This window comes from Nonomuraea maritima, from assembly GCF_900100395.1.
Taxonomy (GTDB): domain Bacteria; phylum Actinomycetota; class Actinomycetes; order Streptosporangiales; family Streptosporangiaceae; genus Nonomuraea; species Nonomuraea maritima.
In genome coordinates this window covers 295,580-311,747 of the sequence record NZ_FNFB01000001.1, presented here as the reverse complement: position 1 = coordinate 311,747, position 16,168 = coordinate 295,580, and the positions used below count along the sequence as shown (strand labels likewise).

Annotated in this window: 12 protein-coding genes and 1 pseudogene; 8 read left to right on the top strand and 5 right to left on the bottom strand. The window is 71.7% G+C overall.

The features are described 5' to 3' along the window. Window positions 1–74: 74 nt before the first annotated feature. The 4 genes from BLR04_RS01545 to BLR04_RS01530 all read right to left on the bottom strand — a co-directional run bounded on the left by BLR04_RS01545 (window position 75) and on the right by BLR04_RS01530 (window position 6,352). The gene (locus tag BLR04_RS01545; protein WP_245739955.1) at window positions 75–1,622 is read right to left on the bottom strand and encodes a multicopper oxidase family protein; all 1,548 of its coding nucleotides are present in this window, start codon (window positions 1,620–1,622) and stop codon (window positions 75–77) included. 89 nt (window positions 1,623–1,711) lie between these two features. Further along, entirely contained in the window at window positions 1,712–3,742 is a 2,031-nt protein-coding gene (locus BLR04_RS01540) for a molybdopterin cofactor-binding domain-containing protein (protein WP_090758738.1), read from the bottom strand. Beyond that, window positions 3,739–4,203: a (2Fe-2S)-binding protein gene (locus BLR04_RS01535; protein ID WP_090758736.1), complete on the bottom strand. Its 465-nt coding sequence runs from the start codon at window positions 4,201–4,203 to the stop codon at window positions 3,739–3,741. Before BLR04_RS01535 ends, BLR04_RS01540 begins: the two co-directional genes overlap by 4 nt. Window positions 4,204–4,741: 538 nt before the next feature. Beyond that, the gene (locus BLR04_RS01530; protein ID WP_090758734.1) at window positions 4,742–6,352 is read right to left on the bottom strand and encodes a M28 family metallopeptidase; all 1,611 of its coding nucleotides are present in this window, start codon (window positions 6,350–6,352) and stop codon (window positions 4,742–4,744) included. A 156-nt stretch (window positions 6,353–6,508) separates the two neighbouring features. Between BLR04_RS01530 and BLR04_RS01525 the strand changes: the two genes are divergently transcribed. The 8 genes from BLR04_RS01525 to BLR04_RS01490 all read left to right on the top strand — a co-directional run bounded on the left by BLR04_RS01525 (window position 6,509) and on the right by BLR04_RS01490 (window position 14,903). Beyond that, entirely contained in the window at window positions 6,509–7,360 is an 852-nt protein-coding gene (locus BLR04_RS01525) for an aldo/keto reductase (protein WP_090758732.1), read from the top strand. A 123-nt stretch (window positions 7,361–7,483) separates the two neighbouring features. Further along, on the top strand, window positions 7,484–8,743 hold the full coding sequence (locus BLR04_RS01520; RefSeq protein ID WP_090758730.1) for a Tm-1-like ATP-binding domain-containing protein: 1,260 nt from the start codon (window positions 7,484–7,486) through the stop codon (window positions 8,741–8,743). Continuing rightward, window positions 8,740–9,555 (top strand): phosphoenolpyruvate hydrolase family protein, encoded by an 816-nt coding sequence (locus BLR04_RS01515; protein ID WP_090758728.1) that lies wholly within the window; start codon window positions 8,740–8,742, stop codon window positions 9,553–9,555. Before BLR04_RS01520 ends, BLR04_RS01515 begins: the two co-directional genes overlap by 4 nt. A 20-nt stretch (window positions 9,556–9,575) precedes the next feature. Continuing rightward, window positions 9,576–9,989 (top strand): cupin domain-containing protein, encoded by a 414-nt coding sequence (locus BLR04_RS01510; protein ID WP_090758725.1) that lies wholly within the window; start codon window positions 9,576–9,578, stop codon window positions 9,987–9,989. Between the two features lie 151 nt (window positions 9,990–10,140). Next, window positions 10,141–10,635, top strand: a complete 495-nt coding sequence (locus tag BLR04_RS01505) for a hypothetical protein (protein ID WP_090758723.1) — start codon at window positions 10,141–10,143, stop codon at window positions 10,633–10,635. 42 nt (window positions 10,636–10,677) lie between these two features. Further along, window positions 10,678–12,183: a hypothetical protein gene (locus BLR04_RS01500; protein ID WP_090758721.1), complete on the top strand. Its 1,506-nt coding sequence runs from the start codon at window positions 10,678–10,680 to the stop codon at window positions 12,181–12,183. Then, the gene (locus BLR04_RS01495; protein ID WP_090758719.1) at window positions 12,180–13,763 is read left to right on the top strand and encodes a VWA domain-containing protein; all 1,584 of its coding nucleotides are present in this window, start codon (window positions 12,180–12,182) and stop codon (window positions 13,761–13,763) included. Before BLR04_RS01500 ends, BLR04_RS01495 begins: the two co-directional genes overlap by 4 nt. 24 nt (window positions 13,764–13,787) lie before the next feature. Further along, window positions 13,788–14,903 (top strand): ATP-binding protein, encoded by a 1,116-nt coding sequence (locus BLR04_RS01490; RefSeq protein WP_090758718.1) that lies wholly within the window; start codon window positions 13,788–13,790, stop codon window positions 14,901–14,903. 22 nt (window positions 14,904–14,925) lie between these two features. On the opposite strand, the pseudogene BLR04_RS01485 reads toward BLR04_RS01490, so the two are convergent. Continuing rightward, window positions 14,926–16,130: pseudogene (locus tag BLR04_RS01485) on the bottom strand (RNA-guided endonuclease InsQ/TnpB family protein); the annotation flags it as partial. Window positions 16,131–16,168: the final 38 nt, after the last annotated feature.

Here is a 16,168-nt window from a genome sequence, read left to right as displayed (position 1 = left end):
TGACCGCCGGGCCCCGTCCGGGGGCCCGGCGGCTGCTCGTCATCGCCACCGTGCCCCGGCGGCCCTCGCCGTCGTCACCCGTGCCCGCCGCCGCTGCCGTGCGCGTTCCCGTGCGCGTTCCCGTGCCCGGCTTCTTGGGCCCGTGCTTCGCCGGGGCGGGTGGGTGCGCCGTGGGTCATGTGGAGGTCGCGGCGCGGGGGGCCGTAGCCGAACAGGCCCATCATGCCCTGTTCCTGGTGGTACAGGTTGTGGCAGTGGAACATCCACTCGCCGGGGTTGTCCGCGTGCACGTCGATCCACAGGCGTTCGCGCGGCAGGATGTTCACCGTGTCCTTGCGCGGCCCGCGCCGGCCCGTCTTCCCGCGCACCTGGAAGGTGTGGCCGTGCAGGTGCATCGGGTGCCACATCGGCGACTCGTTCTCCAGGACGATCCTGATCGTCTCGCCCTGGTCGACGCGCAGCCGCAGCGGGTCGTCGTACAGCCGGCCGTTGAGCGTCCACTCGTTCCCTGACGGCTCCATGCCGAGCCGCACCCGCACGCTCCGCGCGGGCGCGGGCAGGTGGTCGGCGCGGTGGGCGTCCAGGTCGCGGTAGGCCAGCATCCGCCCGTTCAGCTCCGGCACGCGGCTGCCCCGGCGGGGCGCGGCCGCGCGGCGCGACGTCCGGACGACGGCGTACGCCTTCGCCCGCTTGCCCTCCGCCACCGCCATCATCGGGAAAGCCCCGTCCCCGAGCGTCACGAGCAGGTCGTAGCGCTCGCCCATGCCCAGCATGACCGTGTCCACGGTGACGGGCGTGCACGGGAACCCGTCGGTGTGCGTGACGGTCAGCCGGTGCCCGCCGATCGCGAAGCGGAACGCGGTGTCGGCGGAGGCGTTGATCACCCGGAACCTGGCCCGCGCCCCCGGCCGGCCGGCGAACGTCACCGGGTCTCCCTTCGGACGCCCGTTGACCAGGTAGTACGGATAGAGCGTCTCGCCCGCGACGCCGCCCAGCGCCGAGCTGCGGATGGTGTCGTCGTGCTCCTCTGAGGCGTTCAGCCGGCGCAGCTCTTCGTCCGGGGTGCCGTTGACGCCGTCGAGCCAGTCGTCGAGCACGACCGTGTACTCCACGTCGTAGCCGAGCGGCTCGTGCGGGTCCTCCACGATCAGCGCTCCGTACAGGCCGCGGTCGTTCTGCATCCCGACATGCGAGTGGTAGAAGTACGTCCCCGCGTCCGGGACGGTGAAGACGTAGTCGAACGTCTCCCCTGGCTGCGTCGGCCGCTGGCTGAGGCCGGGCGCGCCGTCCATCGGGAACGCCAGCCTGATGCCGTGCCAGTGCACGGTCGTCGGCTCGGGCAGGCCGTTGACGAGTCGCGCGCGTACGGTGCCGCCCGCCGTCGCCCGGATGACCGGGCCGGGGACGCCGTCGTTGTAGGCCCAGGTGCTGACCTGCCGCCGGCCCAGCTCCATGCGCGTGGGACGGGCCCGTAGCAGCGTCCCCCAGGGCCGCTGCGCCCTGGTGGCGGCGTCCGCCGCGCGGTCCAGCACCGGTGCGCTGATCGCGGCGAACATGCCGGTGACGAACGATCTGCGGGAGACGCGCCCGCCGGGTCCCCATACGCGTGCCGAACCATTCACAACAGACCCCCTCATCCCCCTCGCAAGGTAACGGAGAGTGACGGAGGGATTCGTACGCCACGCTGATGGAGATATGCCCGCGCGGGACGTCAGCCCATCGCGCGGATGACGGCGTCCCTGGTGATGGGCAGGTCGCGGACGCGGACCTCGACCGACGCGGCGACGGCGTTGGCGATCGCCGCGGCCACCGGGCCCTGCGCCGCCTCGCCCGCGCCCACGGACGGCTGCGCCGGGTCCTCGACCAGCTCCACCACCACCTCCGGCGTCTCGCTGAACCGCAGGATCGGGTAGCTCTCCCAGTCGCGGCTGGTGATCGCGCGCCGGTCGAACCGCACCTGTTCCTTGAGTGTCCAGCTGGTCGCCTGGATGGCGCCGCCCTCGATCTGGTTGCGCACCCCGTCGGGGTTGACGACCAGGCCGACGTCCACCGCGATGGTGAGCCGGCGCACCCGCAGCTCCTCCTCGGCCTCGACCTCGGCGACGGCCGCGCAGTACGCGCCGTACCCCTTGTACTGCGCGAAGCCGATCCCGAGCCCGGGCCGTCCCCAGCCGGCCGCGTCGGCGGCCCGCCGCAGCACCTCGCGGCCGCGCGGGTCGCTCAGGTGGTCCAGCCGGTACGCAAGCGGGTCGCGCCCCGCGGCCAGGGCCAGCTCGTCCATGAACGACTCGATGGCGAAGACGTTCATGAACGCCCCGAGCGAGCGCAGCGCCGACGAGCGGATCGGCGTGCGGGTCAGGCGGTGGCCGGTGATCCGGGCGCGCGGGAAGTCGTAGATGGGCTCGGCGTTGCGCGTCATGCCCGCTCCGGCCTGCGGCGGCGGGTCGGTGGCGGCCCGGTAGGTCCACGGGCGCTCCAGGTGGGCGCCCGCGAGCAGGTTCGGCTCGCCTCCGTACGTGGGGCGGCTGATGTGGCCCTGGCTCCACACGTCGTACTCCCACGAACGCACCGACCCGGCCGCGTCCACGACCGCCGAGACGTCCACGGACATGGCGGAGCCGAACGGCGACCACGTCAGCTCGTCCGCACGGCTCCACCGCACGAGCACCGGCCGGCCGCCGCACTCGCGGGCCAGCAGGGCCGCGTCGAGCGCCACGTCGTCGGCGCCGTTGTGGCCGTAGCAGCCGGCGCCCTCGACGTGCCGCACCACGACGCGTCCGAGGTCGAGGCCGAGGACGTCGGCGAGGGCCCGGCGCAGCAGGAACAGGCCCTGGGAGTGGGTCCAGACCTCCACCGTCCCGTCCGGGTTCCAGCGGGCCGCGGCGGCGCTCGGCGCCATCGAGGCGTGCGCCAGGAACGGCCTGCTGTAGGTCGCGCCGACCACCTCGCCCTCGGGCGGCTCGCCGGTCGCCTCGCACACCGGCACGGTCTCGTGTGGGCCCGCCCGCAGGTACGTGCGCAGGTCGCGTTCGTCGGGCAGCGTGTCGTGGTCGTCCCACTCGGTCAGCCGGCGCAGCCGGCCGAGCGCCCGGTCCGCCTCCGCCTCGGTCTCGGCCAGCACGCCGAGGAACGAGCCGTCGCGCACGACCCGCAGGTCCTGCGGCAGGGGCGCCGGCCGGGCCAGCCGCGCGGCGGGGGAGGGCGGGCGGAGCACACGGCCGTACAACTGGTCGGGCAGCCGCAGGTCGTGGATGAAGCGGGGTCGCCCGGCCACCTTGTCGGGCAGGTCGACGCGGGGCACGCTGGTGCCCACGTAGTCGCGCTCCTCCTGGACGGCCCGCACGTCCTCCATGGGGAGTTCGAGGGCCTTGGCCAGGTCAGCGTACGTGGCGGTCAGGTCGCCGGAACGGAACTCGCCCCGCCGTACCGTCACCTCGTCGGGGGAGACGCCCCAGCGGCGGGCGGCCTCGGCGACGCAGGCGGCGCGCACGCGCGCGCAGGCCTCGCGCAGCGGCGGGCCCCCGCGCTGGATCGACAGGCTCCCCGCCGTGAGCCCCTCGTCAGGCCCTCCATCGGTACGGGCGGCCACCAGCCGCACCTGCGCCAGGTCGGCGCCGAGCGCGTCGGCGGCGATCTGCGACAGCGCCGTCAGCACCCCTTGGCCGAGCTCCACCTTGCCCGCGATGACCGTGATCACGCCGCCGGACGAGATCGAGACGCGCTCCTCCACCGGCGTGCTCATCGCGCCACCTCCGCTCCTGCGGCCCGCAGCACCGCGCGGACGACGCGGCGCTGGACGCCGCAGCGGCACAGGTTGCGGTCGAGAGCCGCGATCACCGCCGCCTCGTCCGGGTGCGGGTCGCGGGCCAGCAGCCCGGCGGCCGAGACCATGATCCCTGACAGGCAGTACCCGCACTGCCCAGCCTGCTCGTCGAGGATCGCCTGCTGGACGGGATGCAGTTCGTCCCCCGGCGCGAGCCCCTCGACCGTCACCACGTCACGACCCTCGACGGCCGACAACGGGGTGGTGCAGGAGGCCACCGCGGCGCCGTCGAGCAGCACGAAACACGCCCCGCACGCCTCGGCCCCGCAGCCGAACCGGGTGCCGACCAGGCCCATCTCGCCGCGCAGCACGTCGAGCAGCGGCGTGCCGGGATCGGCGGCGGCCTCCACGGGAGTGCCGTTCAGATTCAACCGCGTCATCGTGGTTCCCCTTCCGCGAAGACCTCAGGGCGGCGCGCCGGTCACCCGCCTCACCCGGCAGCGGGCGCAGCGTCACGCTGCGCGACGGCCCTCATGCGACCGAAAAGTACGCTTATTTCACCCCGACGAACCGTTCGGCTCCAAAGTACTCCGCGACACCGCCCCGAACCCGGGGAGGCCCCCTGTTCTGTTCGCCGTAGTGCCGCCTGGACGGGAGACGGCCCTTCGCGTCCCCATGTGATCGTCGTCCTCACCGACCAGCAGCGCTGGGACACCGTCGGCTGCCCCGGCACGAGCACACCCTGGCCCACCACTCCGCTTCGGCCACCAACGCCGCCACTGACCACTCCGGAGCGCGGGCCCTGTGTACGACCCCCTGTGTTCCAGGGGGCCGTGGCCCCGTGTGTCCCGGCGGGGCCGCGGCCCCCGGGTGTCCCGGCATGCGGAAGGGGCCGGGACGTCCTGGATGGCGATGGCCCGGAGGGCCTGGTACGGCGGAAGGGGCCGGCCTCGCGGTGCCGGCCCCTTCCGCGCGAGGTCAGCTCGCGGCGTCCGCGGGCTTGTGGGTGTGGCCGTGGCCGGCCGCGGCCTTCGCCGCCGCCGGGGCGCGCTCGGCGGTGCCGATCGTGCCCGTGTCGAACGCGTACGTCGCCGCCAGCGTCGCGATGGCGTCGGAGTTCACGTCGAGCGCCTTGTCACTGATGTTGGCGATCGTGTCGCACGCGCTGTGGTAGCACGGGTCGAGCGGGATGCCGGCCGTGCCGCCGAAGATCGCGGCCTCCTCCTCGGTCTTGCGCACCTCGGCGCCGGTGAACAGGCCGCCAGACGGGATGCCGACCGCGATGAAGGGCCCGTAGTCGGAGCGTCCGGTGAACGCGGTCGCCGTGAACGGCTGCCGGTTCGCGGCGAAGAACTTCTCGAAGTCCTCCTCGATCACGTCCGACCCGGCGGGCCCGGCGGTGCCGAACGCGTCGCCGTCACCGTCGTAGATGCCGAACGTGTAGTTGGTCGAGGCGATCATGTCGAAGTTGAGGTACAGCGCGATCTTGGCGCGCTCCTCCTCGGACAGGGTGGCCACGTAGTGGTCGGAACCGAGCAGGCCGAACTCCTCGGCGCCCCAGAAGGCGAAGCGCATCTGGTTCTTCGGCTTGGTCTTGGCGAACTTCAGCGCGACCTCGAGGATGCCGGCACTGCCGGAGCCGTTGTCGTTGATGCCGGGCCCCTCCTGGACGCTGTCCAGGTGCGAGCCGAGCATGACGACGTTGTTCGGGTCGCCCTTCTTGCTCTGCGCGATCACGTTGTAGGTCGTCCGCTGCTCGACGATCGGGTCCCAGTTCATGCTGATCGCGGCGCCTGGGGTGGCCGCCAGCTCCTGGCCCACCGCGAAGCTGGTGAAGAACGCGGGGATCGTCACGCCCGGCCCGCCGAGCGTCGGGTTGAGGTCCACGTCGGTACGGCCCGGCTGGCCCTCGTTGAACACGATGGCGGCCGAGGCGCCGGCGGCCATGGCGTTGTCCACCTTCACCCGGAAGTTGCAGACGCCGCGCTGCATGAGCGCCACGTTGCCGGGCACGAAACCGGCGAAGTCGCTCGGCTCACACCCCGACGTCGAGGTGTTGTCCGGTCCCGGCGGAAGGGTGAGGTCCACGGCCTGGACGGTGCCGGCGGCCGAGCCCGCGGGCGCGTCGCCCATCGCCACGTAGTCGGAGAAGAAGCCGAACGTGTACGTCTTCTGCGCGGGGGCGGTCTGCTGCAGCACCGGCGGGGTGATGTAGCCGTCGAAGGTGAACTCGAAGGGCTGGATCGTCACGTCGTACCCGGCGGCGCGCAGCTTCTTGGCCACGTAGTCGCGTGAGGCGTCGAACCCGGGGCTGCCCGCGACGCGGTTGCCGCCGTTGGCGTCGGCGATGGCCTGCAACGCCTTCAGGTGCTTCTTGACGTTCTTGCCGGAGACGGCCTTGACCAGCTTGCGGACGGCGTCCTTCCCGTGGTCCTTCCCCGGGCCCTTGCCCGGGTGGTGATCCTTGCCGTGCTCGTGGGCGGGTCCGCCCGGGGCGGCGCTCGCCGTGCCCGTTAAGGCCAGCGGCGAGACCGCAACGGCCACGGCAGTGAGAGCGCCGAGCACGCCCTTGCGCAGTCGGGAACGCATGGTTGCTCCTCGAAGGTGGAGGGTGAGCCAGGAGTCGTAAAATTGCGCGTAGCCGGAAACGTATTCATGAAATGCAAAATAGGGAAGATTGACTCAGATATCCGTTAGATCACGGACCGGAAACGGCCCACGTCCGACATACGAAACGGGGAACCCATGTCGATAGATCTCGCGTTGACGGGCACGCTGACCATCGCCGGCAAGACGGTGCACCGGCTCGGCTACGGAGCGATGAGCCTCACCGGGCCAGGCGTGTGGGGGCCTCCGCGCGATCACGACGAGGCCCTGCGCGTGCTGCGTCGCGCGGTCGAGCTCGGCGTCACCTTCATCGACACCGCCGACTCCTACGGGCCGTACGTCAACGAGGAGATCATCCGTGCGGCGCTGCACCCGTACCAGGAAGGGTTGCTGATCGCGACCAAGGCCGGGTTCGTGCGCACCGGGCCGGGGGAGTGGCACACCGTGGGACGCCCCGCCTACCTGCGGCAGGAGGTCGAGATGAGCCTGCGCCGGCTCGGCGTCGAGCGGCTCGACCTGCTGCAGCTGCACCGCGTCGACCCCGAGGTGCCGCTGGAGGACCAGGTGGGCGAGCTGAAGGCGCTGCAGGACGAAGGCAAGATCGCCGCCATCGGCCTGTCGGAGGTGACCGTCGAGCAGCTGGAGCAGGCCAGGGGCGTCGCCGAGATCGTCTCCGTGCAGAACCGCTACAACGTCACCCTGCGCACCTCCGAGGAGGTGCTGCGGCACTGCGAGCGCGAGGGGATCGCGTTCATCCCCTACAGCCCGATCGGCAAGGGCGCGCTGGCCGGGCACGGGAGCCCGCTGGAGCACGTCGCCAAGGCGCTCGGCGTCACGCCCTCCCAGGTCGGCCTGGCCTGGCTGCTCGCCCACTCACCGGTGACCCTGCCGATCCCGGGCACCTCGTCGGTCGCCCATCTGGAGGAGAACCTGGCCGCGTCCACGGTGTCGCTGAGCCCTGACCAGCTGGACGAGCTGAGCGCCCTCTGACATCCGCCGCGCGCGGGCCGCCGGCACGCTTGATCGCCCGCACCGCGGGGCAAGCCACACTGTGCGGTCCGCCCGCGGGCGGGCTCGCGTGTCGGCGAACCGGGGCGCGAAGGAGTGTCAGGCATGGCCGTGTTGTTGCTCGGGACCTTCGACACCAAGGGCGGCGAATACGCCTACGTCCGCGACCTCGTCGCGGCGGCCGGACAGGACGTCGTCCTGGTCGACGTGGGCGTCATGGGAGGCGGCACGCTCGCCGCCGACGTCGGCCCTGAGGCGGTCGCCGCGGCGGGCGGCGCCGACCTGGAACAGCTGCGGCGCTCGGGAGACCGCGGCGCCGCCCTGCGCGCGATGGCGGACGGCGCCGCCGCGGTGACCCGTGACCTGCACGCCCGCGGCCAGGTCAGCGGGATGCTCGCACTCGGCGGCAGCGGCGGCTCGTCCGTCGCTGCCGCCGCCATGCGGGTCCTGCCCGTCGGGCTGCCCAAGGTGCTCGTCTCCACCATGGCGGCCGGCGACGTCTCCGCGTACGTCGGGCAGAGCGACGTCACGCTCATGTACAGCGTCGTCGACATCGCAGGACTCAACTCGATCTCCCGTCAGATCCTCGGCAACGCGGCCGCCGCCGTCGCCGCCATGTCCGCCGCCCACGAACAACGCCGGGCCGCAGGACCGCCCTCAGGCGACAGACCGCTGGTCGCCGCCACCATGTTCGGCGTCACCACGCCCGCCGTCGACGCCGCCCGCGCCCGGCTCGAAGAGCTCGGGTACGAGGTGCTCGTCTTCCACGCCACCGGCTCGGGCGGGCGGGCCATGGAGGCGCTCGCCGCCGCCGGGCACTTCGCCGGGGTGCTCGACCTGACCACCACCGAGATCGCCGACGAGCTGGTCGGCGGCGTCCTGACGGCCGGTCCCGACCGGCTGACCGCGGCCGGGGCGGCCGGCGTGCCGCAGGTCGTCAGCCTCGGCGCGGTCGACATGGTGAACTTCGGCCCGCTGGACACCGTCCCCGGGCGGTTCCGCGACCGGCGGCTCCTCGTCCACAACCCGACCGTCACCCTCATGCGCACGACCCCGGCCGAGTGCGCCGAGATCGGCCGGACGATCGGCACGAAGCTCGCCGCAGCCACCGGGCCGGTCGCGCTGCTCGTCCCGCGCGGCGGGGTCTCCGCCGTGGACGTCGAAGGCGGGCCCTTCCACGACCCCGACGCCGACGCCGCCTGCTTCGAGGCCGTGCTGAGCGCCGTCGCCGGCAGCGACGTCCAGGTGACGGTGTACGAGCAGGACATCAACGACCCGGGGTTCGCCGTTGCCGCGGCCGACCTGCTGAACGAACTCATCCGGGGTGCGGTGGCACCCGTACCGACACAGAGAGGAAGCGTGTGAACCGCGACGAGGCAATCGCCAGGCTCCGTGCCGAGCAGCAGGCCGGCCGGCTCGTCATCGGGGCGGGCGCCGGCACCGGGCTGTCCGCCAAGGCGGCCGAGGCCGGCGGTGTCGACCTGATCATCATCTACAACTCCGGCCGCTTCAGGATGGCAGGACGCGGCTCGCTGGCGGGCCTGATGCCGTACGGCGACGCGAACGCCATCGTCGTCGAGATGGCCGGCGAGGTGCTGCCCGTCGTCAGGGACACCCCCGTGCTGGCCGGGGTCTGCGGCACCGACCCGTTCCGGCTCATGCCGCAGTTCCTCGACGAGCTGGCCCGGATGGGGTTCACCGGCGTCCAGAACTTCCCCACCGTCGGCCTCATCGACGGCGTCTTCCGGGCGAACCTGGAGGAGACCGGCATGGGGTACGACCTTGAGGTCGAGATGATCCGGCTGGCCGCCGAGCGCGGCCTGCTCACCGCCCCCTACGTGTTCACCCCCGAGCAGGCCACCGCCATGGCGCGGGCCGGGGCCGACATCCTCGTCCCGCACATGGGGCTGACGACCAAGGGCAGCATCGGCGCGAAGACCGCGCTCACCCTCGACGAGTCGGCCGTCCGCGTCCAGGAGATGCGCGACGCGGCCGTGGCCGTGAACCCCGACGTCATCGTCCTGTGCCACGGCGGGCCCATCGCCGAGCCGGACGACGTCCGCTACATCCAGGAGCGCACCACCGGGATCGCCGGGTTCTTCGGGGCCTCCTCGATGGAACGGCTGCCCACCGAGCGCGCCATCGCCGGCCAGCTCCGCGCTTTCAAGAGCCTGTGACCCCCGAGAAGGAGAGCGTCATGCACCGCACACCCGACTCCCTGCCCACGATGGTGTTCGACTGGGGCTCGATCAAATGGCACGTGACGCCCTCGGGCGTCGAGGGGGCGTCGTCCTCGCTCGGCGAGGTGGTCATCAACCCGGGCAAGGGGCACGACCGCCACGAGCACCTGCACTCCGACGAGGTCCTCTACATCATCGAGGGAGAGGGACGCCAGACGGTCGGCGACGGGCCCGAGTTCACGGTCAGGGCCGGCGACGCCGTCTGGATCCCGATGGGGACGCTGCACTCGACGTTCAACACCGGGTGGCGTCCGCTGCGGATCATCGCCACGTACACGCCGGGCGGGGCCGAGGAGGCGCTGCGCGACCTGCCCGACTTCGTGGAGCTGGCCCCGGGCGAGCACCCGGTATGGGCGGTGGCGTCCGAATGACATTGCGGGGGCCGGACGAGCTTGATCGTCCGGCCCCCGATTCTGTCGGTGGCCTCGGATAGTTTCCCGGATCATCGATCAGCCGTACGCCGAAGGCGCGGGCATTCCCGCCTGCGCTCATGAGCCGGCTGGGGCGGGAGGTTCTGAGGTCGTGGACGCGGAAGAAACCGCGTGGGAGCAGCGCAGTGTCGTGCGGCTGGTGCCCTCCGTACGGCCGCGCAAGCTGGCGAAGGTGCCCTTCGTCGAGCTTGCGGACGGCCGGTTGCAGGGAGTCGTGTCGAGCGGGTCCGACATCGAGCGGGTCTACGTCTCCTCGATCGGCGCGGGCACGCACGAGCTGAGCTGCAGCACCAACAACAACCGGCCGTGCGGCGGCCTGTACGGCGCGGCGTGCAAGCACATCCGCCTGCTGGCCGACGAGGCGGTCGTGCAGTACGGCCTCGACCGGGTGGCCCGCTACCTGAGGGTCGAGGTGCCGGAGGGCGGCGACCTGATGGCGCACCTCAACGGTCATGTCGAGCAGACCCCGGCGGCCGTCGTGTTCAGCCGGTTCCTGCGCCACCTGGCCTACCTCGAGGTGCCCGGCAGCACCGATCCGCTGCCTGAGCTCCACTGGTTCCCGGCGACGAGAGCGGCGGCGCGATGACGACGACGCAGCGGAACGGTCGTGCCGCGAAAGGGAGCGCCGATGCTTGACGTGCAGCTGGACGAGTTACTCGCCGAAGTGCCTGCGGGGGCCGGCGAGGCGCTCGACCTGGTGACGGGCTTCGACGACGCGCTCGTGTACGGGTTCGCCCGGGTCGCCGAGGAGCCGGCCGCCGCGTTGTCCGCCCTGGCGGCCGCGCTCGCGGCCACTCCTCTCGGGGAGCGGGTGGGCGAGGCCGTGGCGAAGGTGACCGCGGGGTCGGTGACCGACGAACACCTGGCCGTCCTGGCCGGTGCCCGCGCCGCCCTGCTCGGCGCCGTCCACGACGCCCTCCTCACCCGCTTCGACACCGCACTCGCCCGCGCCCGCGCCCCATGGGACGCGCCGGCTTCCGACGCCACCCCGTCCGATGCGACGGAGACCGCGAGCGGCCCGGCCACGAACCGCGCCGGGGGCGGCGCGGCGGCGGGTGCGCCGGGAGGCGGCGCGGCGGGCGATGGGGCGGTGCGTGGGCAGGCGGCGAATCTGCTGGCCGGGTGCCGGGGGTGGCTGCGGGAGATCGCCATCGTGGGGTGGCGGGGCGTCGACCACGACCTCGTCTCCTCGGCCGACCGCGTGATCGAGGCGCTGCTGACCGTGCCCGAGCTGCGTGGCCTCGCGGTGCTGCTCGACGGCCTCGCCACGGAGCTGCGCGCGTCGAGCCCGGTCGCGACGATGGGCCGGGTGCCGGCCCGCCGGTGGGCCGACCTCTGGACGCGCGCCCTGCTGCTCGCGCAGCAGGGCCCGTGGCAGGCCGCGCCGGGCGAGGGCGAGCTCGTGTCGGGGCGGCTGCTCATCCTGGGCGCCGACGTGCACGAGCACGCCACCGCCGTACGCCTCCAGGTTCACGCCGTCCTCGAACCGACGGGCGGAGGGCCGTCCAGGCTGGTCCGCACCAGCGTGGCCGCCGCCAAGGTCGACACCATCGTGGGCCCGACCGTGTGGCGGATGCTGGCCGGGCACCCCGTCCTGCTCGGCGCGCTCGCCGGCCACCTCGCCGTCGAGATCTCCGGCATGCCGCTGCTCCCAGGCGGCGACCTGGTCTGGCACGACGACCGGGCGAGCGCGGCGGACGAGGCCGACCCGTTCGCGGTAGCGCGGGTGCGGCTCGCCGACGCGACGGCGCCCCCGGTGACGCCGCTCGACCGCCATTCCGTACGCATCGCCGAGCCCGTCCTCATCGAGGGCTACACCGTCGAGGGCGACACGCTCGCCCTGGGCGGCAGCACCGTCCGGTTCGACCTCGACCGGCTGCCGTCCTGCGGCCCGCTCACGCCCGAGCTGGTGGCCGCGTCCACGGCGTGCGTCGGGTTGCTGCGCTGGGACGCCGGGCAGTGGCGCGTGCAGCCGCTCGGCGTGCAGGCGACGGTGAAGAAGAAGCCGGTCACCGCGCACACCGGCGACTGGGCGCTGGGCCCCACCGACCCCAAGGTGGTCAAGGCGGAGGCCAAGGCCGGCGACGTGGTCGCCGTGCTGCGGGAACGAGCAGGACGGCTGCTGCGCCGATGACCGACGACCAGCGGAACGAGACGACGCACGACCACCCCACGACGGGCACGCCGGCGGCCGACGGACTGCCGCACGACCACCCCGCGACGGGCATCCAGGCGGCCGACGGACTGCCGGTCGCCGACCAGAGCAGGCGCCAGGTGCTCTACTGGCGGTTGCTGTCCCGGCTGTTCGGCGCCGACGAGCAGCCCGCGCTCGAGAACGCGGGCGTCGGCATCGTCGGCGACCTCGGCCTGCCGCTCGCGCTGCTCGACCCAGGCGTGTCGATCGACACCCTGGTGCAGCGCTTCCCCGAGCTGGGGCCCGAGTTCGAGGGCCTCATGACCGGGCACGGCGACAGCGACAGTGACGGTGACGGAGCGGCTGACGGTGGAGAGGTGCGGCGTGCCGCGCTCGTTTCCAAGCTGCTGCTCAACGTGTTCACGACCGGCTCGGGCAGCGTCACCGCCGGCCGGCTGGAGACCTGGAAGAAGGACGCGGCCTGGTTCCAACGCGCCATGGGCGGCGCCCCAGGCGACGCGGACGACGAGCCGGGCGACGTCCCCGGCGAGGGCCACGGGCAGGTGGGTGGTGCTGGCGGGGCCGGCTTCGGGCAGGGCGGTGGTGCCGGCTCGGCTGGTTCCGGGCCGGGCGGTGGTCCTGGTGGGGCCGGTCGTGGCGTCGGGCCCGGTGGTCACGGGTTCAGGCTCGGCGACGAGGAGCTGGCCAAGGTGCTCGCCGACCTGGAGGCCGACCTGGTCAAGCGCATGCGCCTGCGCGAGGTGCTCGCCGACCCCGGGCTGGCCCGGCAGCTCACGCCCAGCATGTCGCTGATCGAGCAGCTCCTGCGCGACAAGTCCAACCTGTCGGGCGTCGCGCTGGCCAACGCCAAGGCGCTCATCCGCAGGTTCGTCGACGAGGTCGCCCAGGTGCTCCGCACCCACGTCGAGAAGGCCGGCGCCGGTGTCATCGACCGTTCGGTGCCGCCGAAGCGGGTGTTCCGCAACCTCGACCTCGACCGTACGATCTGGAAGAACCTCACCAACTGGAGCCCTGACGACCAGCGGCTCTACGTCGACCGGCTCTTCTACAAGCGAACCGCCCGCCGCACCACGCCGGCGCGCCTGATCGTGGTGGTCGACCAGTCGGGCTCGATGGTCGACGCGATGGTCAACTGCACCATCCTGGCGTCGATCTTCACCGGCCTGCCCAAGGTCGACGTGCACCTCATCGCGTACGACACCCGGGCGATCGACCTGACCCCGTGGGTGCACGACCCGTTCGAGGTGCTGCTGCGCACCACGCTCGGCGGCGGCACCGACGGCACGGTGGCGATGAGCCTGACCAGGCCGAAGATCGCCGACCCGCGCAACACCGCGGTGGTGTGGATCTCCGACTTCTACGACAACCGGCAGCTGATGAGCGACTTCGAGTCGGTGCACCGTTCGGGGGTGAAGCTCATCCCCGTCGGCTCGGTGAGCAGCTCGGGCGTCCAGTCCGTCGACCCGTGGTTCCGCCAGAGACTCAAGGCCCTCGGCACCCCGGTGATCTCGGGCCACATCCGCAAGCTCGTCTTCGAGCTCAAGAACTTCCTCACCTGACACGACCAGGAGAAAGACCCCCCTATGAGTGACGACATGCTCCGCGCCCCCGCAGAGGTCAAGTTCGCCGACGAGCTCGACTGGCTCGAGTCGATCGACGACGGCCCGAAGCCGTTCTCGTGGCGGCTCAGCCCCCGCATGGTGCGGCTGTTCATCCTCGGCTCCGAACGTTCCGACGGGCTGGAGCGCGAGATCCCGCAGAAGTGGTTCGGCGACCGCAGCTTCGTCGAGCGCAGCATCGTGACCCTCGCCTCCGACCGCGGCCTGCTGCTGATCGGCGACCCAGGCACCGGCAAGAGCTGGCTGGCCGAACTGCTGGCCGCGGCCATCTGCCGTAACTCCACGCTCGTCGTGCAGGGCACCGCAGGCACCACAGAAGACCACATCAAGTACTCCTGGAACGTCTCCATGGTCATCGCCAAGGGCCAGTCCCGTGAGTCGATGATCCCCTCGCCGATCATGACGGCGATGGAGCGCGGCGTGATCGGCCGCTTCGAGGAGCTCACCCGGTCGACCAGCGACGTCCAGGACGCGCTCATCTCGATCCTGTCGGAGAAGTACGTCTCCATCCCCGAACTCGACGACGACAACATCGTCTTCGCCCAGCCGGGCTTCTCCATCATCGCCACCGCCAACAGCCGCGACCGGGGCGTCAACGACCTGTCGTCCGCGCTGAAGCGGCGCTTCAACTTCGTCCGCATCCCGGTCGTGACCAGCAAGAAGAGCGAGGCCGAGATCGTCCGGTTCCGTACCGAGGAGCTGTTGCGACGCCACCGCATCGAACTCGACCTGCCGCCCTCGCTGCTCGACATCCTGCTGCAGAGCTTCGCCGACCTGCGGTCGGCGGCGGCCTCGGCCACCAGCGACGACGACAAGCTCGAGTCGGCGCTGTCCACCGCCGAGCAGATCGGCGTCCTGGAGGACGCCATCCTGCACAGCCACTTCTTCGGCGACCGCGTGCTGCGGGCCCAGACCCTGGCCGGCTCGCTGGTCGGGTCGCTCGCCCGGCGCAGCCCCGAAGACCTCGCGATCCTCAACAAGTACTGGCACGGCGTGGTCGAGCCCCGCAGCAAGAGGGACGGGGGCCTGTGGCCCGACTTCCTCGAGGGTGGCCGCGAGGCGATCTCGACGCTGTCTTGACATCCTCCCCCTCGTGAACGAGGGGGATTCCCACGGTCGCCCGTGAGGTTTCCTGCTTCACAGCCGGTTGCCCGCCCGAGAGGACTCTCGTTGAGGTCTTACATCAGCTCCACAGGCGTTTCAGCTCTCCGCCGGCCCGGCGGCGAGGATGTTCTTGGCCGCGTTCACGTCCCGGTCATGGACGGTGCCGCAGGCGCATGTCCAGTCGCGGATGCTCAAGGGCATCCTGTTTTGCAGAGCACCGCACGCCGAGCACAGCTTCGACGACGGGAACCAGCGGTCAACTGCGACGACGGTCCGCCCGTACCAGGAAGCCTTGTACTCCAGCATGGTCCGCAACTCCCGCCAGGAGGCGTCGGAGATGGCGCGCGCCAGGCTGTGGTTCTTGACCAAGGTGCGGACGGTCAGGTCTTCCACGGCGATCACTTGGTTCTCGTGAACAAGCCGTGTCGTGACCTTGTGCAGGTGATCTCTTCTGCGGTCGGCGATCCGGGCGTAGACGCGGGCCACCTTGCGCCGGGCCTTGGCCCGGTTGTTCGACCCCTTCTCCTTACGGGCGAGAGCACGCTGCGCCTTGGCGAGCCTTCGCCGAGCACGACGCTCGTGCTTCGGGTTGAGGATCTTCTCTCCAGTGGAGAGTGTGGCCAGCGCCGTGATCCCGGCGTCGATCCCCACGTTCGCCGCGACGGGCGGCAGGGGACTGATCTTCTCCTCGACCAGCAGGGACACGAACCAGCGACCCGCCGCGTCCTTCGACACGGTGACCGTGGACGGCTCCGCACCCTCAGGAAGAGGACGCGACCACACGATCGTGAGCGGCGCGTCCATCTTCGCCAGCGTCAACCGGCCGTCCCGCCAGCGGAACGCCGACCGGGTGTACTCCGCCGACAGGCGCGACTTCTTTCTGCTCTTGAACGTCGGATATTTGGCGCGCTTGGCGAAGAAGTTCGCGAACCCCGCCTGAAGATGCCGCAGCGCCTGCTGAAGAGGGACCGACGACACCTCGGACAGGAAGTCGTACTCTCCGCTGCGCTTCCACTCCGTCAGACGCGCAGAGGACTCCACGTAGGAGACGCGTCGCCCTTCCAGAGTGTAGGCGCGGGTGCGCTCTTCCAGAGCCTTGTTGTAGACGAGGCGGACGCATCCGAACGTCCGGGCAAGCTCTTCGGCCTGCTCGGGGGTCGGGTGGAAACGGTACTTGTAGGCCCGCTTCACCAGCTGCGCCATGCCGCACATCCTAGGACGCGATCAGCTCAACAATCGTG